Here is a 21,909-nt window from a genome sequence, read left to right as displayed (position 1 = left end):
AGCCCTAGTCCTCGGGCAGTTCGACCGGTGCGATCTCGTCGTAGAGGTCGCCCGGGCCGGGGTTGGTCGCGTCGGTCTCGCCGCCGAAGTGGTGCATGACGCCCCAGACCGCGTTCAGCGCGGTCTGGACGGCGCCCTCGGCCCAGCCGGCGGTCCAGGAGATGTCGTCGCCGGCGAGGAAGACGCCCCGCTTGTCCTCGGGCAGCCGGTCCTGCATGAAGTGGGTGAACAGGCGCCGCTGGTAGCGGTAGTGACCGGGCAGGTTGGCCTTGAACGCGCCCATGAAGTACGGCTCGTTCTCCCAGGACACGGTCACCGGGTTGCCGATGATGTGCTTCCTGATGTCGACCTTCGGATAGATCTCCGACAGCGACTTCAGCATGACCTCCATCCGCTCGTTCGCGGACAGCGGCAGCCACTTCAGGCTGTCGTCGCACCAGGTGTAGGAGAGACAGATGACGGCGGGCTTGTCCGGGCCGTCGTCCAGGAGGTAGGTCCCGCGCGTCATGCGGTCGGTGAGCGTCATCGACATGACGTCCCGGCCCGTCGGGTTCCCCCGGTCGTCGACGGCCTTGTCCCGCCAGAACGGCCGGTCCACGGGCACGAACAGCTTGGAGCTCTCCATGTAGTGGGTGCGCTCGATGGCGGTCCAGTGGTCGATCGGGAAGAGCGAGTCGTCGCACGCGATCTTCGAGAGCAGCATCCAGGACTGGGCGGTGAAGATCACCGCCCGGTAGGTGCGGATGTCGCCGTTCGCGTCGGTCACGGTGATCCGGTTGTTCGCCGTGCGGTGCAGACGGGTCACGGCCGGGCGGGGCGCGCCGCCCTCGTGCAGGCTCGCCAGCGAGGTGCCGTACGCCCAGTGCACGATCTTCTCCGGCTCCCGCTCCCACAGGCGCAGCGGCAGCTGCTGGGAGCCGCCGACGATGCCCCGGTGGTGGTCGTCGGCCTCGGTGTAGACGACGCGGAGGATCTCCAGGATGGAGTTCGGGAAGTCGGTGTCCCAGCCGCCGGTGCCGAAGCCGACCTGACCGAAGATCTCGCGGTGCCGGAAGGACCTGAAGGCCGCGGAGTCGCAGAGGAAGCCGTAGAAGGTCTGGTTGTCGAGCTTCTCGACGAGCCGCCCCCAGATCTCACGGATGCGCGGCACGTCCCGCTCGCGCAGGGCGCGGTTCATGTCGGAGAAGTCGGCGCCCTCTTCGAGGCACTTGTTCCAGGCGTCGGCGACATCGCGGTAGACCTGCGGCAGGTCGTCGACCGTCTCGGCGTAGTGCGACTCGCCCTTGAGGTCGACGACCGTCGAAGGGGTCGTCTCCGCGAGGGGGTTGGGGAAGGGCCGGGTCTCGAGTCCGACCAGGTCGATGTAGTGCTGGAGAGCGGTCGAGGAGGGCGGGAAGCGCATCGCGCCCATCTCGGCGGTCAGGCCCTCGGTGCCCTGGCCGTCGAAGCCCACGGTCCGCAGCCGCCCGCCGATCCGGTCGGCCTCGTACACGACCGGCTTCAGGCCCATCTTCATCAGCTCGTAGGCGGCCACGATGCCGGACAGTCCGCCGCCGACGACCGCGACCTCGGTGCCGTGCTCGGTCGCGGGTATCTGGCCGAGGCCCGCCGGGTGGGCGAGGAAGTCGTCGTACGCGTACGGGAAGTCCGGGCCGAACATGGTGATCGGCGGCGACTGCCGCTCGTCCGCATGCTCGACGGCGTTGGGCACGGTGGACGTCATGGGGTACGGACTCCTTGCGGGAAAGCTACTGGGGAAGGCGCGGGGGATTCAGGCGAGCGACCCGTACAGGCCGGGACGGCGGTCGCGCAGATACGGGTTGGCCTCGCGGGACGCGGCGAGGAACGCGGGGTCGACGTCGGCGAGGACCAGCTCCTCGCCGCGCCCGGCGCGGGTGCGGGCGACCCCGTCGGGCCCGGCCAGCGCGGAGAGGCCGACGAAGTCGAACTCCCCTTCCTGACCGACGCGGTTGACGTACGCGACGTACATCTGGTTCTCGAAGGCGCGCACCGGGATCATCGCCTCGGCGACGAACTGGAACGGGTGCATCTGGGCCGTCGGCACGACGAGGAGGTCGGTGCCGGCCAGGGCGTGGGCCCGGACGTTCTCCGGGAACTCGACGTCGTAGCAGATCATCAGGCCGACGGTGAGCCCGTCGAGTTCCGCCTGGACGACGGGCTGCCCGCCCGGTGTGAAGTGGTCGCGCTCGAAGCGACCGAAGAGGTGGGTCTTGCGGTAGTTGGCGAGGCGGTCGCCCTGTGCCGAGATCAGCTGGGCGGAGTTGAAGACCGTGCCGCCCGTGCCGTCGCTCCCGCCGTCGCGCTCGGGGTAGCCGTAGGCGATCGCGAGCCCGTGCCGTGCGGCGATGTCGGCGATCGCGTCGGCGGAGTCCCCGTCGGCGGGCTCGGCCAGACGACCGATGTCGTCGCCGATCGCGTACCCCGTCAGGAACATCTCCGGCGCGGCCAGCAGCGCGGCACCCGCGGCGGCGGCACGACCGGCGGCCGCGTCGAGGACCTTGAGGTTCTCGCCGACGGAGCCGGGACGTCCGGAGCTCTGGAGCAGGGCGGTGCGCATGCGTGGTCCTCAGCGGTACGGAGGGTTTCGGGGGCCACCTAGACGGTACGGTCGCCGGGCCGCGGCCAGCAAGAAGGAGCCGTTGCGCGCCGCCGAGCGGTTCGTTGCGTACGGCACGTCCGCGGCGGCGATTCGTTGCGTGCCCTCAGTCACGGCCGCGGCTCACCAGCAGCAGCGCCGTCACCAGGTACGGCACCGCGAACAGCGCGAAGGCGGTGCCGTGGCCGGAGCTGGTCGAGATCGCCGCGTAGCCGGCGTAGACGGCAATGGTGGCCACTTCCGTGCCCAGTCCCGCGACGGAGGTCAGCGTCGCCCGCCCGGAGTCGTCGATGTGCCGCTGCAGTCGTACGTCGGCCAGTACCGTCGCCAGCTGGAAGCCGCCGAAGGCGAGCGCGACGAGGACCAGGGCGGCCGGGGTCCCGGCCGTGGCACCCGCGGCGAGCGCCACGGCCGCCGCGCCGAGGAGCCACCCGAGTCCCGCCGTGCCCAGCCGTTCGCAGCGCCCGGCGAGCAGGCTGCCGGCCGTCGCGCCGGTCCAGATCACCAGCAGCAGCCAGGGGACCGTCGCCTCCGCGACACCGGTCGCACGCACCAGCAGCGGTGTGTACTCGTCCAGCGCTCCCCATACCGCGGTCACGACCGGGACCAGCACCATCGCCCCGCGCAGGGACCGCTCGCGCCGCACCTCGGCCAGCCCCGCCCGAAGAGTGGCCGCCCAGCCGTCGCCGTCGTCCTCCCCCGCCACCCGGTGTTCCGGGAACCGGGTCGCCGTCACCGCGCTCGCCAGACAGACCAGCACACTGGCCGCACCGACGGCCGGATAGCCGCCCCACGCGAACACGGGCCCGGCGAGCCCCGTCGACGCCATGACCGCGACCAGCCCGAAGGCCTTGGCCCGGCCCATCACCTCGGCGTACCGCGCGTCCGCGCCGACCCGCTCCAGCTCCTCGTAGACGAGTGCCTCCAGGGCGCCGGAGACCAGCGCGCCGCGCGCGCCCCACAGCACGAAGCCCGCGGCGAAGGCCCCGTACGACGGGGCGAGCACCCACAGGGCGAAGCCGACGGCGGTGAGCAGCGGGCCCAGCCACAGCAGGAGCCGCCGGGAGACGGCGTCGGCCCAGGCGCCGGAGGGCACCTCCAGCGCGACACCGGTGAGCGACCAGATGACGAAGAGCGAGGAGATCTGCCAGACGGACAGGCCGGTGTCGCTGAACAGCAGCGCGTACACCGGGTAGAGCAGGACGAAGTCGTCCAGGAACGCGTAGCCGTACAGCGTGGCCGTCAGCCGGCGGGCGCCGGCGGTGGAGGATCAATGTCGCCAGGTCATGTCACCGATGGTAGGCGCACCGGGCGCGGCCGGCCCCTGGATTACGTCGGTGATCCGGACGAGAAGCGGCGCAGCAGCGGCGACAGCACCAGCACCGACTTGGTGCGCTCGACGAACGGCTCACCGGCGATCCGTTCCAGGACCCGCTCGAAGTGCCGCATGTCGGAGGCGAAGACCTGCACGATCGCGTCCGCGTCGCCGGTGACGGTCGACGCGGCGACGACCTCCTGGTACCGCTCCAGGCCTCGCCGGATGGTCTCCGGCGAGGTGTTGTGCCGGCAGTAGATCTCGACGAACCCCTCGGTCTCCCAGCCGAGGGCCGAGGGGTCCACCCGTACGGTGAAGCCGGTGATGGCCCCCGTGGCGCGCAGCCGGTCCACGCGCCGCTTCACGGCGGGCGCGGAGAGGCCGACGAGCTGCCCGATGTCCGCGTAGGAGCGGCGGGCGTCCTCGGCGAGGGCGTGCACGATGCGTTCGTCGAGATCGTTCAGCACGGTGGGTGGTTCAGCTCTCAGGTGTCGCGAGACGGGAACGGCCTTGGCGGTATACGAAGCCTTGGCGGTATGCGAGGCCTTGGCCGTATGCGAGGCCTTGGCCGTACACGAAGTAGAACACGACTCGGATCAGCCCCAGCTGGCGTGCAGCGGCTTGCCCTCCGCGTAGCCGGCCGCGCTCTGGATGCCGACGACCGCCTTCTCGGCGAACTCCTCCAGGGAGCCCGCGCCGGCGTAGGTGCAGGAGGAGCGGACGCCCGCGATGATCGAGTCGATCAGGTCCTCGACGCCCGGTCGGGCCGGGTCCAGGAACATCCGCGAGGTGGAGATGCCCTCCTCGAACAGCGCCTTGCGGGCACGGTCGTACGACGACTCGTCCGACGTGCGGTTGCGCACCGCGCGCGCGGAGGCCATGCCGAACGACTCCTTGTAGAGCCGGCCGTCGGCGTCCTGCTGAAGATCGCCCGGCGACTCGTAGGTCCCCGCGAACCAGGACCCGATCATCACGTTGGACGCGCCGGCAGCCAGCGCCATCGCGACGTCACGCGGGTGGCGCACACCGCCGTCGGCCCATACGTGCTTGCCGTACTTCCTGGCCTCGGCCGCGCACTCCAGCACGGCGGAGAACTGCGGCCGGCCGACGCCGGTCATCATGCGGGTGGTGCACATGGCGCCGGGGCCCACACCGACCTTGATGATGTCCGCGCCGGCCTCGATGAGGTCCCTGACCCCCTCCGCGGCGACGATGTTGCCGGCCACGAGCGGCACCCGCGGGTCGAGCGCCCGCACGGTCCTGATGGCGCTGATCATCGACTCCTGGTGCCCGTGCGCGGTGTCGATGACGAGCGTGTCGACACCCGCGTCGAGCAGCTGCTTGGCCTTGCCCGCCACATCGCCGTTGATACCGACGGCCGCGGCGACGCGCAGCTTGCCGTCCGCGTCGACGGCCGGGGTGTAGAGCGTGGCGCGCAGGGCGCCCTTGCGGGTGAGGATGCCGGCGAGCCTGCCGTCCGCGTCGACGGCGGGGGCGTAGCGGCGGTTGGCCCCGTCCAGCCGGTTGAAGGCCTCGCGGGGGTCGATGTCCGCGTCCAGGAGCAGCAGGTCGCGGGACATCACGACCTCCAGCTGGGTGAAGCGGTCGACACCGGTCAGGTCCTGGTCGGTGACGACACCGACGGGCCGGCCGCCCTCGTCGACGACCACACCGGCGTTGTGCGCCCGCTTCGGCAGCAGGGCCAGCGCGTCGGCGACGGTCTGGTGCGGGGCCAGCACGATCGGGGTGTCCAGAACGTGGTGGCGGCTCTTCACCCAGGAGACGACCTCGGTGACGACCTCGATCGGGATGTCCTGCGGGATGACGACGAGGCCGCCGCGCCGGGCCATCGTCTCGGCCATCCGGCGCCCGGCGATGGCGGTCATATTGGCGACGACCAGCGGAATCGTGGTGCCCGTGCCGTCCGGGGAGCCGAGGTCCACTCCCTGCCGCGAGCCGACGGCACTGCGGCTGGGGACCATGAAGACGTCGTCGTACGTCAGGTCGTACGGGGGCTGGATGTCATTGAGGAAACGCACGTGCTGCACATCCCAGTCGATCAGAGGTGGCCCCCGGACAGGTCAGCCAGGGGGAAAGAGCACGTACTTCATTGTCCCATGAGGGACGGATCGACGAGCCCGGGCGTTTCGTCCAGAGACCTCGGTCCCCGTCTTGGAGGATCCCCCGAGTCCTGGAGGATCCCCCGAAAGCGGCGATGCCCCGATGGATATCGATCGCGTGTGCGGAAATGATCCGTTCAGGGTGCGGCTGTTCTCACACGGCGGGAGTCACGCGTGCGCGGGGATGAGTTCGGGTCGAGGAACGAACTGAGCGGCACGGTGCACGGCGCGAGCATCCAGGCGGGCGTGGTGCACGGCGGTATCCGCGTCGTCTCCGGGACGGGGCCGGCGGGACCCACCCCCTGGCAGTTCCCGCCCTCCGTGCGCATGGTCGACCGCTCCGAGGAGCTGGCCGCGCTGGAGCGGCACCGGTCCCTCGCGCTGCGCGAGGAGCGGCCCGCGCTGGTCGCGGTGAGCGGGCTCGGCGGGGTCGGGAAGACCGCCCTGGCCCTGCGCTGGCTGCGCACCCTGCGCCCGCACTTCCCGGGCGGCCAGTTGTACGCCGATCTCGGCGCCCAGTCCCCCGGCGGGCCGGCGTCCCCGGCCGAGGTGCTCGGCCGCTTCCTGCGGGCGCTCGGTGTCCCGTCCCCGGAGGTGCCCACGGCACTGGCCGAACGGACCGCGCTGTACAGGTCGTTGACCGAGGGCCGGCGTCTGGTGGTGCTGCTCGACGACGCCGCGACCGCGGCCCAGGTACGGCCGCTTCTCCCCACGGGCAAGAACGTGACCGCGGTGACCAGCCGCAGCCGATTACCGGGGCTGGTCGTCGACGGCTGTCTCCCCGTGCAGGTACAGCCGCTCGCGGCCGAGGCGGCGGTGGAGCTGCTCGCGGACACCCTGTCCGACGACCGGGTGGCCGCGCAGCCGGATGCCGCGCGCACCCTGGTCGAGCTGTGCGCGGGACTGCCGCTGGCGGTGCGGGTCGCCGGTGCCCGGCTGGCGGCGCGGCCGGAACGCGGGATCACCACGATGGTGCGCGCCCTCGCCGAGGAGCGCGACCGGCTGGAGGCGCTGGCGATCGACGGCGACCACGACGTACGGGCGGCCCTGGACCTGTCGTACCGGGCGCTGCCGCCTCCGGCCGCCCGGCTGTACCGGCTGCTGGGGCTGCATCCCGGCCCGGAGTTCGGGGGCGCGGTGGCGCAGGCGCTGTGCGCGAACGCCGAGCCGCTCCTGGAGACGCTGCACGACGCGAGTCTGCTCCTGGACGCCGGGGACGAGCGCCACCGCTTCCACGACCTGGTGCGGCTGCACGCCGCCACGAAGGCCGAGGAGGACGAGCCGCCGCACGAGCGCGTGGCGGCGCTGCGCCGTATCGCCGACCACTACCTGGCGAGCGCCACCCGGGCCGAGGAACTGATCGACCCCCAGCACCGCACCATGGCACGGGACTTCGGCCCCGGTCCGGTCGTCACCGCAGACGTCGGGGAAGACGCCCAGTCCGCCCTGGACTGGCTGGAACGGGAGTTGCCGGCCCTGATGGCCGTGCTCCGCCAGGCACGCCCCGCGGGCTTCCCGACCGTCGCCTGGCAGCTGGCCGACGCCCTGTGGCCGCTCTTCCTGCGGCGGAAGTTCTACGACGACTGGAGCGCCGCGCACGACGAAGGGCTGTCGGCGGCGCGGGAGTCGGGCGACGCGGCGGCCGAGTGCCGGATGCTCACCTCCGGCGGGGTGGGGCAGCTCGGCGCCGGGAACCACGAGCGCGCCCTGGAGATGTTCGAGCGTGCGGCCCGGCTCTTCCTGGACGCCGACGACCGGCTCGGGCATGCCCGCACCCTCAACTACCGGGGGCTCGCCCTGCAACGGCTCGGACGTCTCGGCGAGGCCACCGACCGGTTCCGGCGCGCCGCGCGGGAACTGCCGGAGCAGGGCGACCCCCGGGCCGGTGCGCTGGCCCTGCTGAACCTCGCCGACGTGGCGCTGACCACCGGGGACGCCGAGGCGGCGGTCCGCCACGCCGATGCCGCCCGCACCACGCTGGACGCGGAGGGCGACGCCTACAACGCGGCCCGCGCGAGCGTGCTCCTGGGTCGCGCGCACCTCGCGCCGGGCCGTCTCGAGGAGGCGGCGCGGCAGGTGTCGTACGCCCTGGAGACCTTGCGTGGCATGGGGGCCGGGTACGAGGTGGCGCGGGCCCTCGGGGTCCTGGCCGAGGTCGCCGAGCGGCGCGGGGAGGTCCGCGCCGCTCGGGACCACTACCGGGAGGCGCTGGAGCTGTACGCCTCGGTGGGCCGGTCCGGATCACGGGAGGCGCAGGCCGCGCGCCGTGGGCTCCGGCGGACCGAGGGGTGACCGAACTCCCCGGCCGGCAGCCCCGCCACCAGCCACGCATGGGCGAGCGAGGCGACGGCCGCCCAGTCCTCCTCGGCACCGGGTCCCCGCAGTTCGAGTACGGTCCCGTCGGCGCCGAAGGCCAGCCAGCACCGGTCCCCGTCGTGCACCGCGACCACCAGGGCCCCCGGATGGGCCGCCGCCGTCTCCCGCGCCCGGCGCGCTCCCCTGCCGTGCACGGTCAGCACGTCGGCGAGCTCGGCCAGGCGGGCGGGGGCGGGCAACCGGACCCGGAGGTGCTCGTCGACGGTCACGGGCGTCGCCATGGCGCCCCCGCGCTGCCGGGATCGTCGTAGGACACGGTGACCGGGAGGCGTGCCGGTTCCGTCGTCGTCCGGGTGGCGGGGGCGCGCAGCCGGAGCTTGCGGTAGAGCAGGGCCCGCATCTTGCGGGAGAACCTGCCCGGTTCCGAGGAGATGCGGGCCGCCACCCGCTCGTAGCGGTGCGGAGGGCGGGTGGCCGAGCTCCGGCTGAGCTGCGGGCGCAGGGGGCGGTCCCCGCGCAGGCGCGGCGCGAAGGACATGAGTTCGGCGAGCGGCGAGCCTGGGTCCACCTCGGCGTCGGACCTGCCCGCCATGAGGACGGGCACCCCGGTCATCGCGCCGTAGAGGGTGACCGAACCGTGGTCGCCGACGATGTAGTCGGCGGCGACGACCGCGCCGGCCCAGTCGCCGTACGGGCTCACCAGGGTCAGTCCGGAGCGGACCAGTCCGGCGAGCCAGGCCCGCACCTGCCAGGCGCCGTGCGCGGTCCAGACATGGGGATGCAGGAGCGCGGCGATCCGGAACTCGTCCCGGGGCAGCTCGCCGACCAGCCGCTCCAGGAGCTCCCAGCCCTGTCCGAGCAGGGAGTCGGGCCCCCAGGTGGAGCAGACGAGGACCAGTCGCTGTCCGGGCGCGGTGTCCAGGGCGTCGCGGTACCGCGCCCGGGACGGCAGGCTGGCGGCGATCCGGTCGAAGCACGGGTCGCCCACCACCTCGGCCACGGGCAGCGCCTCGGGGCACTCACGGCCCAACCTGGTCAGCTCCTCGTGGTGGGCCAGCACGATCACCTCGGGCACCACCGCCCCGTCCCGCACCAGTCGCTGCCTGCTGAGGCCGTACACCGCGCGCCGTGCCACCGTCCGGCCCGGCCGACCGGCCGGGGCGAGCTTGTTGTGGCCGGCTCCGTGCGGGAGCACGATCACCGGAGTGGGCAGTTCGTGGAGGCTGCCGTGGCTGGCGGCAAGGGCGAGGTCGAAGACCGTCTGCACGGCCTGGCTCCACGGCAGCACCAGGCCGCCGAGCCCCTCCAGGAACTCGGCCACGCCGTTGCCGAACACATCGGGCGCCTGGGTGAAGAAGGTCTGCACCCTGATGTCGCCCTCCAGCAGGCGGATCGCGTCGAGCAGGCGCTGCCCCGCGATCATGGTGTGCACCACCACCAGTACCCGTCTGCGGGTCCTGCGGGTGGCCCAGCGTTCGACGTCCGGCCGTACCGGCACATGCCGCCAGTGCGTCTCGGGCACTGTCACGCTCATCGTTGTCGTCCCCCGGTTCCTCTTCGAGCCTTCTCGGTCGGCCGCGGTCTGGGCGGCCGTCACCGAGGGCGTGCCCCGGGGTCTGGATGGCGGGCCTGCAGAATTCCTGTACTCCCGCCCTGTGCGCCCCTCACGCTCCTGTGCGCCCCTGGCCCCTCCCCGGAACCCCGCAGAACAGTGGATCGAGTTCCGCACATACGTACGGCAGTGCCGAGGTGGCAGGAACCGCATACACCCACGGGGGTAAGGGTGGAACTTCTCGCGCTGGGACCGCTGGAGCTGTGGCACGACGGGCGGCAGTACGCACTGGGATCCCTGCAGGAGCGCCGTGTGCTCCTGATCCTGATCCATGCCCGCTGTGAACCGGTCTCCGTGGACACGCTGACGGACCGGGTCTGGAACGGTGAGCCGCCCCCGACCGCGGTGGACACACTGCAGAGTTACCTCTCCCGGCTGCGGGGGCGATTACGCGCGGCCGTGGGCGACGAACAGGCCTGGGTGGGCCGGGTCTCGCCGCGGCTGTACCAACTGCGGGTCGCCGATCCGGACGACATCGACCTGCTGCGGTCCCAGCGGCTGCGGGCAACCGCGGCGGCCGCCGCGGGACGGGGTGAACGCGAGCTCGCGATCGGCCTGTTGCGCACCGTGGAAAGCATGTGGCACGGCGAGCCGTTGAGTGAGTTCAGCGACAACGACTGGGCGCTGTCGGCGCGTTCGCGACTGGTCGAGGACCATCGCCGGGTGCGCGAGGAACGCATCGGCCTGGAAATGGAGTTGGGCCGCCACGCCGACCTCGTCGGCGAACTCCAGGAGCTGGCCTCGCAGAACCCCTTCGCGCAGAAGGTGATCGGCTCGCTGATGCTGGCGCTGTATCGCTCCGGGCGGCACGACGAGGCGCTCGCCGTGTACCGGGAGGCACGGGGCCGGCTGCACGAGAGCCAGGGCATCGAGCCGGGGGCGGAGCTGCGGGAACTGCATCTGCGGATGCTGGAGCAGGATCGCGCGCTGATGCGGACGGAGGGCGCGCGGGTCGCGGTGGTGCCGGCCGTCCCCGAGCCCCGCAACTGTCTGCCCCGGGACACACGGGACTTCACCGGGCGCGCCGGTGAACTGCGGATCCTGCTCGCGCGCGAGAGCGCCTCGGCGGGTGCGGACGGCGGGGACAACGCCCTGCCCGTCACCGTCGTCCACGGCATGCCCGGGATAGGGAAGACGGCTCTGGCCGTGCATGCCGCGCACCGGCTCTCCGCCGCCTATCCCGACGGCCAGTTCTACGTCGATCTGCGCGGCTACAGCAGTGAGCGACCGCTGGACCCGGCCGAGGCGCTGGCGCTTCTGCTGCACTCGGCGGGATGGTCGGGCGAGCTGCCGCCGACGCCGGCCGAGCGGGCGGCGAGGTGGCGGGAGTGGACGGCGCGGCACCGCGCGCTGGTGCTGCTGGACAACGCCAGGGACGCGTCCCAGGTCGTCCCGCTGTTGCCGGGCGCACCCACCTGCCGGGCGATCGTGACCACCCGGAGCCGGCTGGCCGGGCTCGACGGCGCCACGTTCCTGCGCCTGGACGCCCTGTCGAGGGCGGAGGCGGCCACCCTGTTCACCCGGATCGTCGGCCCGTCGAGAACCTCGGCCGAACCCGAGGCCCTGGAACGGGTGGTGGACGCGTCCGCGTGTCACCCTCTCGCCCTGCAGCTCCTGGCGAGCCGTTTCCGTCACCGCGAGTCATGGATGCTCCAGGACCTCCTCGACCGGCTGGCCCACGCGGCCGATCCGCTCGCGGAGTTCGACGACCAGGTCTCCGCGGCCTTCCATGTCTCGTACGCCGGACTCGGTGCCCCGGCCGCCATGTTGCTGCGCCGGCTCGCCCTGCACCCCGGCCCCGACATCACCCTCGCTGCGGCGGCCGCGCTGGCCGGCCCGGAGTTCGAACGGACACCGGGAGTGCTGGAACGCTGCGTGGAGGAACTGCTCGACGCCGGCCTCCTCGAGGATCCGGTCCGGGGCCGCTACCGGCTCCACGACCTGACCCGTGCCTTCGGGCTGCGGGCCTGCGCCGCCACCGACCAGGACGCGCTCCCCCGCCTCCTCGCCCATCACCTCACCGCGGCCCACCGCGCCGACCGCACGGCCCATCCGCACCGCCGGACGATCACCCTGCCCCCGGGCCGGGACCGTCACACCCCGCACTTCGCGGACGCGGACGAGGCCTCCGTATGGCTCACCGTGGAACGGTCCAACCTCCTAGCGGTCGCCCGCACGGCCGCCGCACGGCACCCCGAGTACGCCGCGCTGTTCCCGGCCGTGCTGGCCAGATCCCTCAAACTGTGGGGCACCTGGGACATCACGACGGAACTCTTCGACGCCGCCCTCCCGGCGCTGCGGGCCGCGGGCGACCGGGCCGCACTCGCCCATACGCTGACCGCCCACGCGGACCTGCTGGCCCAGCGCAACCACACCGAGGCCCTGCGCCGCGCCACCGAGGCCCTCTCCCTCTGCGAGGAGCTGGACGACACCCATGGCCGTGCCGACGCTCTCCTCCAGTCCGGCCGCGCCCATCTGGCGGCCGGCCACGGGGGTCCGGCGATGCGGGCCCTGGAGCGGTCCCTGGCCCTGTACCGCGAGGCCGGGGACCGCGCCGGCGAAGCCGAATGCCTGAATGTGCAAGGGGTGGCCCTCTACTACGCCGGCCAGTACGACGCAGCCCTGAACCGGGTCCAGCTCATGCAGACCATCTACGAGGAACTGCCCGACCACTACGGTCTGGCCCAGGCCCTCAACAACCGGGGCGAGTTGGCTGCCCTGCAGGGCCGTCACGACGACGCCCGCGACTGCTACGAGCGGTCCCTGGCCCTGATGCGGGAGCACGGCGGCCCACAGGACCTGGCGATTCTGGCGACCAACCTGGGCGCCGTGCACCAGGCGACCGGACGCACCGACCTCGCCCTGGCCTGCTACCGGCGCGCACTGGACGCCCACCGCAGCAGCGGCGACGTCCTCGGCGAGGCCGATGTCCTCATCCGGCTCGGCCTGGCCCACGCCCGGTCCGGGCGCCGGGGCGAGGCCCTGCTGCACCTCTCCATGGCGGAACAGGTCGCCGCCGGCATCGACAACCCCTTCGAACGGCTCCGCGCCCTGATCGGAGCCGCGGACGTGCAACGGGAGTCGGGCCAGCGGGACATCGCGTTCAGGGGCTACGAGGAGGCGCTCGCCGTCGCGCGGGAGATCGACGTCCCCCTGGGCACCGCCCAGGCCCTCGACGGCCTCGCCCGGACCGCCCGTAGTGCCTCTCAGGCCCGTGCGTACGGCGAGCGGGCGATCACCCTGTACCGCGGCCTGGGCGCCGAAACGGAGGCGGACCAGTTGCTTGAGCTACTGGTCGGTCACACATCGACCGGCTCCTGAGCACCTTCCCAGGAGCCGGCGACGACGGCCTAGGACAGGGTCACCACATCCAGCGGTACAGCTCGATGAGGTCGCCGTCATTGCGGTTCGGGGAAACGTTCAACTTGCGCTCCGTCATGTGAGTTTCCGAACCCGATGTAGATCATCACATCGGCGAGGCAGAAGCTATCGAACACTCGGGGAGTTATGCGAATGCATCCGCGAAGTACGAACACGTGTGGTAAACCGTGAGCCGAGTGCACCCTCTTTCGTTTCCGCGAGCAAACGACCCGAAGGAGCGCCATGGACGCGGAGCTGGCCATGCTGGTGGGGAGCGGGGCCACCACCGTGGTAGGCCTCATGGTCACCGAGACCTGGGAACAGGCGAAGCAGCGTCTGATCCGGCTCTTCGCCCGTGGAGACGACGAAGCGGCCTCCCTCACCGGCGAGTTGGAGGAGTCCCGCGCCACGCTCGCCGCGGCGTCCGGCACCCCCGACGAACAGGACGTCACCGCCGACACCACAGCGGCGCTACGGCTCCGGCTGCGCCGTCTGCTGGAGCAGCACCCCGACGCGGCCGACGAACTCCGCCTGCTCATCGAGGAGTTCACGACGAGGGACGGTGGTCGGGGCTCGGTGCACAACACCATCACCGGCGGCACCCAGCACGGCCCCGTCTTCCAGGGCCGGTCCTTCTCCCGTCTGACGTTCGGCGGGTCCGGGACCCCGCCCCCCGAACAGTGAAGTCCGTCAGCGACCGGCCCCGCCGAGGGCCAGGGCCACCGACAGGTCCGTCGTCCGGTCCACCGCCTCGCCGAGGACGTCGACGGCGGTCTCCCACTCCTCGGGCCGCGCCGCCGCGTACGGCCGCCAGTTCCGTACGACGATCGACAGCCCCTTCTCCACCGCGCCCTCGGGCCAGACGGTGTGGTCGCAGAGCGAGTCGGCGAGGGCGTCCCAGTTGCGCCCGAACCAGTCGGGCAGCCCCAGGGCGCCGGCGACGCGGTCCATGAGCCCCGCCTTGTCCGCGACCCCGGCGAGGTCCAGCGTGACGAGGTGCTCCGTCATCTCAGTACCGCCCTGAACGAGTTGTAGTGATCATCGGTGTAGTAGATCTCGCCGGCCTGTCCGGTGACGATGCGCCGGGCCCCGCGATCGCGTGAGCCCGGCGTCGGCACGGTGTACTCGTGGTAGTAGCCCCGCTCGTGCCGGGGCAGCAGGCCTTCGAAGTTCCCGAAGACGACGCCGTCACGCGCGTACGGGAACGGGCCGCCCTCGTCGATGAGGGCCAGCGTCCGCCGTGCCTCGGCGGGCAGTCGCGAGACCCGGACGGTGGCCATACCGTCGGTCCGTCCCGACCCCGGTCCGGAGTCGGTGGCGGAGCACCCCACCACGAGGACCAGCAGACACAGCAGCAGACGAGGGACGAACCGCAGCACCATGGGTCCGATGCTGCCACGGCCGCCCCTGCCCGACCTCCCGTCAGGGCCCGTCGGGGTCGGCCCGGTTGAGCGCCGGCCGCGGTGTCGGACCCGCCGTCATGAGCACGTCCGCGGCGGAGGTGTCCGTCACCAGGCTGGTGACGAGTCCGGAGCGCAGCACCGCGTCGATCGCCGACGCCTTGCGCGCCCCGCCCGCGATCGCGACCACCTCGGGGATACGGCGGAGCTGGTCGGCCTTGACGGTGATGCACCGCTCGCCGAGGTCCCGTCCGACCCGGCGCCCCTCCCCGTTGAAGAGGTGCGCGGACATCTCGGCGGCGACGCCGAGAGAGGCGTAGTGCGCGCGCTCCTCGTCGCTGAGCATGTCGTGCACCGTGGAGATGCCGGGCTCCCAGGAGCCGATGGAGACGCAGGCGACGGTGACCTTGTCGAAGTACTCGAAGGCCCGCGCGATCCCGGTCTGGTTGCGCAGGGCCGCCGCGGTCGCGGCGTCCGGCAGCAGCATCGGCGCGTAGATGGGGTGGGCGTCGCCGCCGGACACCTGGGCGGCGCGGCGCACCGCCTCCACGGAGCCGCGCTCGGCGGTCCCGGCGTCGTAGACACCCGTCAGCTGCACCACCGTGCACGGCGGCAGCCGGTCCAGGGCCGCGGCCATGTGGATGGTGGAGCGGCCCCAGGCAAGGCCGAGCACATCGCCCTCGTTGACGAGCTCGCCGAGCAGGTCGGCGGCCACCTCACCGAGGTTCTCGGGATCGGGCGACTCCTCGGCCTCGGCCGGGGACTCCACCACGACGGCGTGCCTGAGGCCGTAGCGGGCGCGCAGCGCGTCGGAGCGCTCGGCGTCCAGCTCGGCCGGGACGCGGATCTCGATGCGTACGAGATCCCGTTCGAGAGCCGTCTCCAGGACCCGGGCCACCTTGAAGCGGCTGACGCCGAACTCCTCCGCGATCTGGATCTTGGACTTGCCCTCGAGGTAGAAGCGGCGGGCCATGGCCGCCGCCTGCACCAGCTCAGCGGGTCCCATCCGCACTGCTGACCGGCCCGCCGACATACCCGACACGGCGATCTCCTCACTGCTGTTCACACTCTGGATTCGCCGTTCATCCTTGCAGATCCGGCGCACTTGATCCGCCCTGATGGGCGCCGTTCACGTAGCTGTTCACCGACCTGTGGCTCAGTGGTTGCATGCCCAGGACGCCTTGGCCGTCGCCCCCTCCGCCTGGTTGCGCAGGGCACGGACCGCCTCGGCCGGGTCGTCCGCGCCGTAGACCGCCGAGCCGGCGACGAAGACGTCCGCGCCGGCGTCCGCGCAGCGCTCGATGGTGGCGGCGGAGACCCCGCCGTCGACCTGGAGCCAGAGCTCGAGGCCGTGCTTGCTGATCAACTCGCGGGTGCGGCGAATCTTCGGGAGCATGATGTCGAGGAACGCCTGCCCGCCGAAGCCCGGCTCCACGGTCATGATCAGGAGCATGTCGAGCTCGGGGAGCAGGTCCTCGTACGGCTCGATGGGCGTCGCGGGCCTCAGGGCCATGGAGGCGCGGGCGCCCTTGGCCCGGATCTCCCGGGCGAGCCGCACCGGCGCGGCGGCCGCCTCGACATGGAAGGTGACGGAACCGGCCCCCGCCTCTACGTACCGGGGCGCCCACCGATCGGGGGCCTCGATCATCAGATGGCAGTCCAGCGGGGTGTCCGTCGCACGGGCCAAGGACTCTACGACCGGCACACCGAGCGTGAGGTTCGGGACGAAATGGTTGTCCATGACGTCGACGTGGAGCCAGTCGGCTCCCTCCACGGCCTTCGCCTCGTCCGCGAGGCGGGCGAAGTCGGCGGACAGGATGCTGGGGTTGATCTGCGGGGCCATGACCCAAGCCTGCCATGTCCGGGCACGTTTGTTCGCGCCGGTCCAGACCTAAGCCGTTCATCGGATGTTGTCCGCGGGTGCCGCGTGCCATGCTGGGCCGCCGGTCGGCACCACGTACGTCTACGGGGGTAGCCATGCGGCAGCTCTACGCCTGGAAGCGGAACGCCATCCGGTTCGTCTGCGGGCGGCGCTCCAAGTGGCTGATCGTCGGAGTGTGGGTCGTGGTCTTCCTGATCGCGGCGCCGTTCGGCGCGAAACTGAACAGCGCCCAGGACAACGACGCCCAGTCGTGGCTGCCCGGCTCCGCGGAATCCACCCAAGTCCTCGACGCCTCCCAGCACTTCCGGCCCGAACAGATCCCGGCGGTCGTCGTCTACGCGCGCGACGGCGGACTGACCGCCCGGGACCGGCAGCAGATCGCCGAGGACGCCCGGCAGCTCAAGGCGCTGCGCGGCCACGGCATCCGCGGGGCCGAGACCCAGGGCCCGGTCTTCGACCGGCGGATCTCGCCACGAGCCGCCCAAATCTATGTGCCGATCACCATGGACGCGCAGGGCTGGCAGCGCATCGCACCCGCCGTCGACTCCATTCGCGACCAGGTGGGCAGGGGTGGGGGCGGACTCGCGGTGCACATCACCGGACCCGGCGGCACCTCGGCGGACTTCTCCAAGGCCTTCGAGGGCATCGACACGACACTGCTGTTCTCCGCGATGGCGGTGGTGATCGTGATGCTGCTGCTGACGTTCCGCAGTCCGACGCTGCTGTTCGTGCCGCTGCTGGGGGTCGTGGTGGCCCTGTTCACGGCGCAGGCGCTGATCTACCTGCTGGCGAAACACGCCGGTCTGACCGTCAACGGCCAGAGCGCGGGCATCCTCACGGTCCTGGTCTTCGGGGCGGGCACCGACTACGCGCTGCTGCTCGTCGCCCGCTACCGGGAGGAGCTGCGCCGACACGAGGACCGCCACGAGGCGATGGAGCTCGCCCTGAACCGCGCGGGCCCGGCGGTCCTCGCCTCCGGTCTGACCGTCGTGCTGAGCATGCTGGTGCTGCTCGCCGCCGAGATGAACTCGACACGGGGCCTCGGCCCGGTGGCCGCCATCGGCGTGACGGTCGCGCTCCTGGCCATGCTCACCCTGTTCCCGGCCCTGCTGCTGGTCTTCGGGCGCTGGATCTTCTGGCCGACCGTTCCGCACTTCGGCTCCGCCGATCCCACCGAGCGGGGCGTCTGGGCCCGTATGGGCCGTCGTATCGCCCGCCGTCCCCGGATGGTCTGGGGCATCACGGCCGCGGTGCTCGTCGCCCTGTCGCTGGGGCTGTTCCAGTTGCGCGCGGCGGGCATCGCCAACGCGGACGCCTTCACCAACACCCCGGACTCCATCACCGGCCAGAAGGTCTCCGCGCGGTACTTCCCGGCGGGCTCCGGCGACCCGCTGGTGATCATCTCCAACAAGGCGCAGGCCATCCAGGTCGGCCGCGCGGTCGCCGCCGACCGGGGCGTCGTCCCGACGAGCATCGGCGTACCGCCCGGCACCGCGCCCGAGCACGACGGGCAGGTGCTGTTCGAGGCGACCCTGCGCGCCCCCTCCGACAGCGACGCGGCGAAGGCGACCGTGGAGCGGGTGCGTGACGCGGTGCACGCGGTGCCGGGCGCCGACGCGCAGGTGGGCGGGGGCACCGCCGCCCTGCTCGACATGGAGAACGCCCAGACCCACGACAACTACCTGGTGATCCCGCTCGTCCTGGCCGTCGTCCTGCTGGTCCTTGGTGTCCTGCTGCGCGCCCTGGTGGCCCCGCTCCTGCTCATCGGGACGGTGATGCTGTCCCTGGCCACCGCACTGGGCCTGAGCGCCCTCGCCTTCCGGTACGTCTTCGACTACGCGGGCGAGGACGTGGCGTTCCCGCTGTTCGTCTTCGTGTTCCTGGTGGCCCTGGGCATCGACTACAACATCTTCCTGACCACCCGCATCCGCGAGGAGGCCTTCCGTCAGGGCACCCGGTCCGGTGTGGTGACGGGCCTGGCCACCACGGGCGCGGTGATCACCTCGGCCGGTCTGGTCCTCGCGGGCACGTTCGCCGCGCTGGGCACGCTGCCGATGGTGGGCTTCGCGGAGATCGGGTTCGCGGTGGCGCTGGGCGTCCTGCTGGACACCTTCGTCGTCCGCTCCGTGCTGGTCACCTCGCTCTTCCTCGACGTGGGGAAGAGGGTGTGGTGGCCGCACCGGCTGGCCCACGAGGACGGCTCCGCCCCCGTGGCCACCGAGGCGGAGCGGATCAGCCAGTCCTCCGAATGAGGGCCAGGTACATGGCGTCGGTCCCGTGCAGATGCGGCCACAGCTGCACGTCGGGGCCCTCGCCGAGGTCCGGCACGCCGGGCAGCAGCGGGCGCGCGTCGATCAGCTCGGCGTCCGGATGCTGCTTGAGCAGGTCCTGTACGACCGCCCGGGTCTCGGCGAGATGCGGCGAGCAGGTCGCATAGCCGACGACACCACCGACCCGCACCGCCTCCATCGCGCCGCGCAGCAGGTCGCGCTGGAGCGGCGCGAACCCCTCCAGATCCTCGGGACGGCGCCGCCAGCGCGCCTCGGGCCGCCGGCGCAGGGCGCCGAGTCCGGTGCAGGGCACGTCCATCAGCACCCGGTCGAAGGAGCCGGGCCGCCAGGGCGGGCGGGTCCCGTCGGCGGCGATGACCTGGTACGGCCCGGGGTTGCCGTCCAGGGCCCTGGCGACCAGCCCGGCCCGGTGCGGCTGCTTCTCGGAGGCGAGCAGAAAGGCCCCGCGCTCCGCGGCGAGGGCACCCAGCAGCGCGGCTTTGCCGCCCGGCCCGGCACACCCGTCGAGCCACTTCTCGTCCCGGCCGTCGACAGGCGCGGCGGCCAGCGCGAGGGCGACGAGCTGACTGCCCTCGTCCTGCACCCCGGCCCGTCCCTCCCGCACGGCGTCGACGGCGCCCGGCTCCCCGCCCTCGGAGAGCCGCACGGCATACGGCGACCAGCGCCCGGGGACAGCCGCCTCGGCCGCCAGCAGCTCCTCGGTGGTGGCCCGCCCGGGGCGCGCCACGAGCGTCACCTCGGGCCGCTCGTTGTCCGCGGCCAGCAGCTCCTCGATACCGGCCCGCCCGCCGCCGAGCGAGTCCCACAACGCGGAGACGACCCAGCGGGGATGGGAGTGCACGACGGCGAGATGGTCCTCGGGATCGTCGTCGTAGGGCGGTGCGACGCGCTCGATCCAGGTGTCCAGATCGTCCTGGGCGACCTTGCGCAGTACGGCGTTGACGAACTTGGCCCGCCCGTCACCGAGCACCACACGGGCGAGCTCGACGGAGGCGGAGACGGCGGCGTGGGTCGGGATGCGCGTCCCGAGCAGCTGGTGCACACCGAGGCTCAGCACGTCGAGCACCGGCGGGTCGACCTCTCTGAGCGGCCGGTCGACACACGCGGAGATGATCGCGTCGTACGTGCCCTGCCGCCGGAGTGTCCCGTAGACCAGCTCGGTCGCGAGCGCGGCGTCCCGCCCGTCGAAGCCGCCCTTCTCCCGCGCCTTCCGCAGCAGCGGCGGCAGCACGAGGTTGGCGTACGCGTCCCGCTCGTCCACGGCCCGGAGCGCCTCGAAGGCGAGCATACGGACGGGGTCCTTCTTGGGCCGCCGGTAGGGCTTACCGGGCTTCTCTGCCCGACGGGGGGTGTCGCTCACGAAAAAAGTGCTCCGCTTCTGAACCGGGTGTGCGCTTCCCAGCGTACGTGCAGGGCGTCATGGGTAACGTCGTCAGCCTGAGCGATGTTCTGCCGACGGGGGTCAGCATGCCTGTGGGATTTCGCCGCATGCGACTCGCGGGAGCGAGCGCGGACACGCCGAAGGCATACGAGGCCGACCCACTCGCCTACGTCGCCGCGCGCCTCGCAGCGGGCCGGCGAGCTGACGTGAGCCGGCGGTTGCTGGACCTGCGTGAGCCGCAACGCAGCGTCGAGATCGCGGTGTCCAACCCTCGCCCCGTGCCCGCCGCCGGCAGACGCGGCTGGGCGGTCCGGCGCCGGCCGCGCTGACCCTGCCGGTGACGGCCCTGGCCTTCGCCCTCGGCTGGTGGGGCATGTCCCGGTACACGGCTGTCCACCGCCATGGCGTCGCGGGGTTTCCGGACGCGTCCGGTTCCTGATCCGGCGGCCTACGCCCCGAGGGTCTCGCCGTCGCCGATCCGTACGCCACGCGCCCAGTCGGCCGCCTTCATCGGCTTCTTGCCCTGGGCCTGCACCCACACCAGCTCGACACCGTGGGAACCCGTGCCGACATGAACGCTGTTCTTGCCGACGGACAGCCGGCCGACCGCCAGGTCGGTGCGCTCCGGGGCGGGGGTGACCTGGATGAGCTTGAGCCGCTCGCCGCGGAAGGTGGTCCAGGCGCCGGGGGCGGGGGTGCATCCGCGCACGACCCGGTCGACCCGCAACGCCGGCGCGGCCCAGTCCACCTGGGCGTCCTCGACGGTGATCTTCGGCGCGAGGGTGATGCCCTCGGCCGGCTGCGGTACGGCCTTCAGGGTGCCGTCCTCGATGCCGTCCATGGTCGCCGCGAGCAGCCCGGCGCCGGCGAAGGCGAGGCGGGTGAGCAGGTCGCCGCTGGTGTCGGTGGGCCGGATCACCTCGGTGACCGTGCCGTACACGGGCCCGGAGTCCAGCCCCTCCTCGATGAGGAAGGTCGAAGCCCCCGTGATCTCGTCACCGGACATGAGGGAGTGCTGCACCGGCGCCGCCCCTCGCCAGGCGGGCAGCAGCGAGAAGTGCAGGTTGACCCAGCCATGGGCGGGGATGTCCAGCGCGACCCGCGGCAGCAGGGCTCCGTAGGCGACGACGGGACAGCAGTCGGGCGCGATCTCCGCCAGCCGCTCCAGGAACTCCGGGTCGCGCGGCCTGACCGGCTTCAGCACCTCGATCCCGGCCTCCTCCGCCCGCTGTGCCACGGGCGAGGCGACCAGCCGACGCCCCCGTCCCGCCGGCGCGTCGGGCCGCGTGACCACGGCAGCCACCTCGTGCCGCCCGGAGGCGATCAGGGCGTCCAGGGCGGGAACGGCGACCTCGGGGGTCCCGGCGAAGACGAGCTTCATGGGTGGGGCAGGGCCTCTCGGGCGGGGACGGGTACGGGCAACGCACAAGTCTATGACCACGCAGTCGCCCGACCCACAGGAGGAGAGCCGCCGACGGCGCCAAGCACCCACCGGGGCGCACGCATATGCCTACACGCCCCCTCTGCGTGACCAGCGGAGCGATCCCGCGTTGGTCAAGAAGGAGTTGACCACAACGGGCCGCACGCACGCGGCCCGATCCTTTTCACGCCGGTT

At 72.3% G+C, this 21,909-nt stretch carries 18 protein-coding genes; 5 read left to right on the top strand and 13 right to left on the bottom strand.

Going from position 1 to position 21,909, the window contains the following annotated elements:
- Positions 1 to 4 precede the first annotated feature (4 nt).
- The 5 genes from ABZT17_RS24775 to ABZT17_RS24755 form a co-directional block, all read right to left on the bottom strand.
- Complete coding sequence (locus ABZT17_RS24775; protein WP_356351772.1) at positions 5 to 1,723, bottom strand: NAD(P)/FAD-dependent oxidoreductase; 1,719 nt, start codon at positions 1,721 to 1,723, stop codon at positions 5 to 7.
- A gap of 48 nt (positions 1,724 to 1,771) precedes the next feature.
- A complete protein-coding gene (locus ABZT17_RS24770) occupies positions 1,772 to 2,578 on the bottom strand; it encodes a carbon-nitrogen hydrolase family protein (protein ID WP_356351771.1) in 807 nt (268 codons plus the stop codon).
- Between the two features lie 145 nt (positions 2,579 to 2,723).
- On the bottom strand, positions 2,724 to 3,863 hold the full coding sequence (locus ABZT17_RS24765; RefSeq protein ID WP_356351799.1) for an MFS transporter: 1,140 nt from the start codon (positions 3,861 to 3,863) through the stop codon (positions 2,724 to 2,726).
- 83 nt (positions 3,864 to 3,946) lie between these two features.
- A complete protein-coding gene (locus ABZT17_RS24760) occupies positions 3,947 to 4,399 on the bottom strand; it encodes an Lrp/AsnC family transcriptional regulator (protein WP_142150397.1) in 453 nt (150 codons plus the stop codon).
- Positions 4,400 to 4,528: 129 nt separating this feature from the next.
- Positions 4,529 to 5,971, bottom strand: a complete 1,443-nt coding sequence (locus tag ABZT17_RS24755; RefSeq protein WP_356351770.1) for a GuaB1 family IMP dehydrogenase-related protein — start codon at positions 5,969 to 5,971, stop codon at positions 4,529 to 4,531.
- Between the two features lie 255 nt (positions 5,972 to 6,226).
- Between ABZT17_RS24755 and ABZT17_RS24750 the strand changes: the two genes are divergently transcribed.
- On the top strand, positions 6,227 to 8,344 hold the full coding sequence (locus ABZT17_RS24750; protein WP_356351769.1) for a tetratricopeptide repeat protein: 2,118 nt from the start codon (positions 6,227 to 6,229) through the stop codon (positions 8,342 to 8,344).
- Here the strand turns inward: ABZT17_RS24750 and ABZT17_RS24745 are convergent.
- Both ABZT17_RS24745 and ABZT17_RS24740 read right to left on the bottom strand, forming a co-directional pair.
- Positions 8,248 to 8,649, bottom strand: a complete 402-nt coding sequence (locus ABZT17_RS24745; protein WP_356351768.1) for a hypothetical protein — start codon at positions 8,647 to 8,649, stop codon at positions 8,248 to 8,250. The two genes, ABZT17_RS24750 and ABZT17_RS24745, sit on opposite strands and share 97 nt — an antisense overlap.
- Positions 8,634 to 9,902, bottom strand: coding sequence for a hypothetical protein (locus ABZT17_RS24740; RefSeq protein ID WP_356351767.1), 1,269 nt, complete (start codon positions 9,900 to 9,902; stop codon positions 8,634 to 8,636). The genes ABZT17_RS24745 and ABZT17_RS24740 overlap by 16 nt, the downstream gene beginning before the upstream one ends.
- Positions 9,903 to 10,151: 249 nt before the next feature.
- Between ABZT17_RS24740 and ABZT17_RS24735 the strand changes: the two genes are divergently transcribed.
- Together ABZT17_RS24735 and ABZT17_RS24730 are read left to right on the top strand one after the other, a co-directional pair.
- On the top strand, positions 10,152 to 13,301 hold the full coding sequence (locus ABZT17_RS24735; RefSeq protein ID WP_356351766.1) for a tetratricopeptide repeat protein: 3,150 nt from the start codon (positions 10,152 to 10,154) through the stop codon (positions 13,299 to 13,301).
- A gap of 282 nt (positions 13,302 to 13,583) precedes the next feature.
- Positions 13,584 to 14,024 carry a hypothetical protein gene (locus ABZT17_RS24730; protein ID WP_356351765.1) on the top strand — a complete coding sequence of 147 codons (441 nt, stop codon included), beginning with the start codon at positions 13,584 to 13,586 and terminating at the stop codon, positions 14,022 to 14,024.
- A 6-nt stretch (positions 14,025 to 14,030) separates the two neighbouring features.
- Here the strand turns inward: ABZT17_RS24730 and ABZT17_RS24725 are convergent, their stop codons facing one another.
- The 4 genes from ABZT17_RS24725 to rpe all read right to left on the bottom strand — a co-directional run bounded on the left by ABZT17_RS24725 (position 14,031) and on the right by rpe (position 16,583).
- The gene (locus ABZT17_RS24725) at positions 14,031 to 14,348 is read right to left on the bottom strand and encodes a barstar family protein (protein ID WP_356351764.1); all 318 of its coding nucleotides are present in this window, start codon (positions 14,346 to 14,348) and stop codon (positions 14,031 to 14,033) included.
- Complete coding sequence (locus ABZT17_RS24720) at positions 14,345 to 14,722, bottom strand: ribonuclease domain-containing protein (RefSeq protein ID WP_356351763.1); 378 nt, start codon at positions 14,720 to 14,722, stop codon at positions 14,345 to 14,347. The genes ABZT17_RS24725 and ABZT17_RS24720 overlap by 4 nt, the downstream gene beginning before the upstream one ends.
- A 40-nt stretch (positions 14,723 to 14,762) precedes the next feature.
- The gene (locus ABZT17_RS24715) at positions 14,763 to 15,806 is read right to left on the bottom strand and encodes a sugar-binding domain-containing protein (protein WP_356351762.1); all 1,044 of its coding nucleotides are present in this window, start codon (positions 15,804 to 15,806) and stop codon (positions 14,763 to 14,765) included.
- A gap of 90 nt (positions 15,807 to 15,896) precedes the next feature.
- Positions 15,897 to 16,583: a ribulose-phosphate 3-epimerase gene (rpe, locus tag ABZT17_RS24710; RefSeq protein ID WP_356351761.1), complete on the bottom strand. Its 687-nt coding sequence runs from the start codon at positions 16,581 to 16,583 to the stop codon at positions 15,897 to 15,899.
- Positions 16,584 to 16,717: 134 nt separating this feature from the next.
- Between rpe and ABZT17_RS24705 the strand changes: the two genes are divergently transcribed.
- Complete coding sequence (locus ABZT17_RS24705) at positions 16,718 to 18,874, top strand: MMPL family transporter (RefSeq protein ID WP_356351760.1); 2,157 nt, start codon at positions 16,718 to 16,720, stop codon at positions 18,872 to 18,874.
- Here ABZT17_RS24705 and ABZT17_RS24700 read toward each other — a convergent pair.
- Positions 18,855 to 20,273 (bottom strand): transcription antitermination factor NusB, encoded by a 1,419-nt coding sequence (locus ABZT17_RS24700; protein WP_356351759.1) that lies wholly within the window; start codon positions 20,271 to 20,273, stop codon positions 18,855 to 18,857. The two genes, ABZT17_RS24705 and ABZT17_RS24700, sit on opposite strands and share 20 nt — an antisense overlap.
- A gap of 128 nt (positions 20,274 to 20,401) precedes the next feature.
- Here ABZT17_RS24700 and ABZT17_RS24695 point away from each other — a divergent pair, with 128 nt between their 5' ends.
- Complete coding sequence (locus tag ABZT17_RS24695; protein ID WP_356351758.1) at positions 20,402 to 20,623, top strand: hypothetical protein; 222 nt, start codon at positions 20,402 to 20,404, stop codon at positions 20,621 to 20,623.
- A 119-nt stretch (positions 20,624 to 20,742) separates the two neighbouring features.
- Here the strand turns inward: ABZT17_RS24695 and fmt are convergent, their stop codons facing one another.
- A complete protein-coding gene (gene fmt, locus ABZT17_RS24690; RefSeq protein WP_356351757.1) occupies positions 20,743 to 21,675 on the bottom strand; it encodes a methionyl-tRNA formyltransferase in 933 nt (310 codons plus the stop codon).
- Positions 21,676 to 21,909: the final 234 nt, after the last annotated feature.

Source organism: Streptomyces sp. NPDC005648 (assembly GCF_040605395.1).
In the GTDB taxonomy this organism is placed as follows: Bacteria; Actinomycetota; Actinomycetes; order Streptomycetales; family Streptomycetaceae; genus Streptomyces.
Note: the sequence above shows the minus strand (reverse complement) of the source record. Positions and strands in the feature narration are given on the sequence as shown.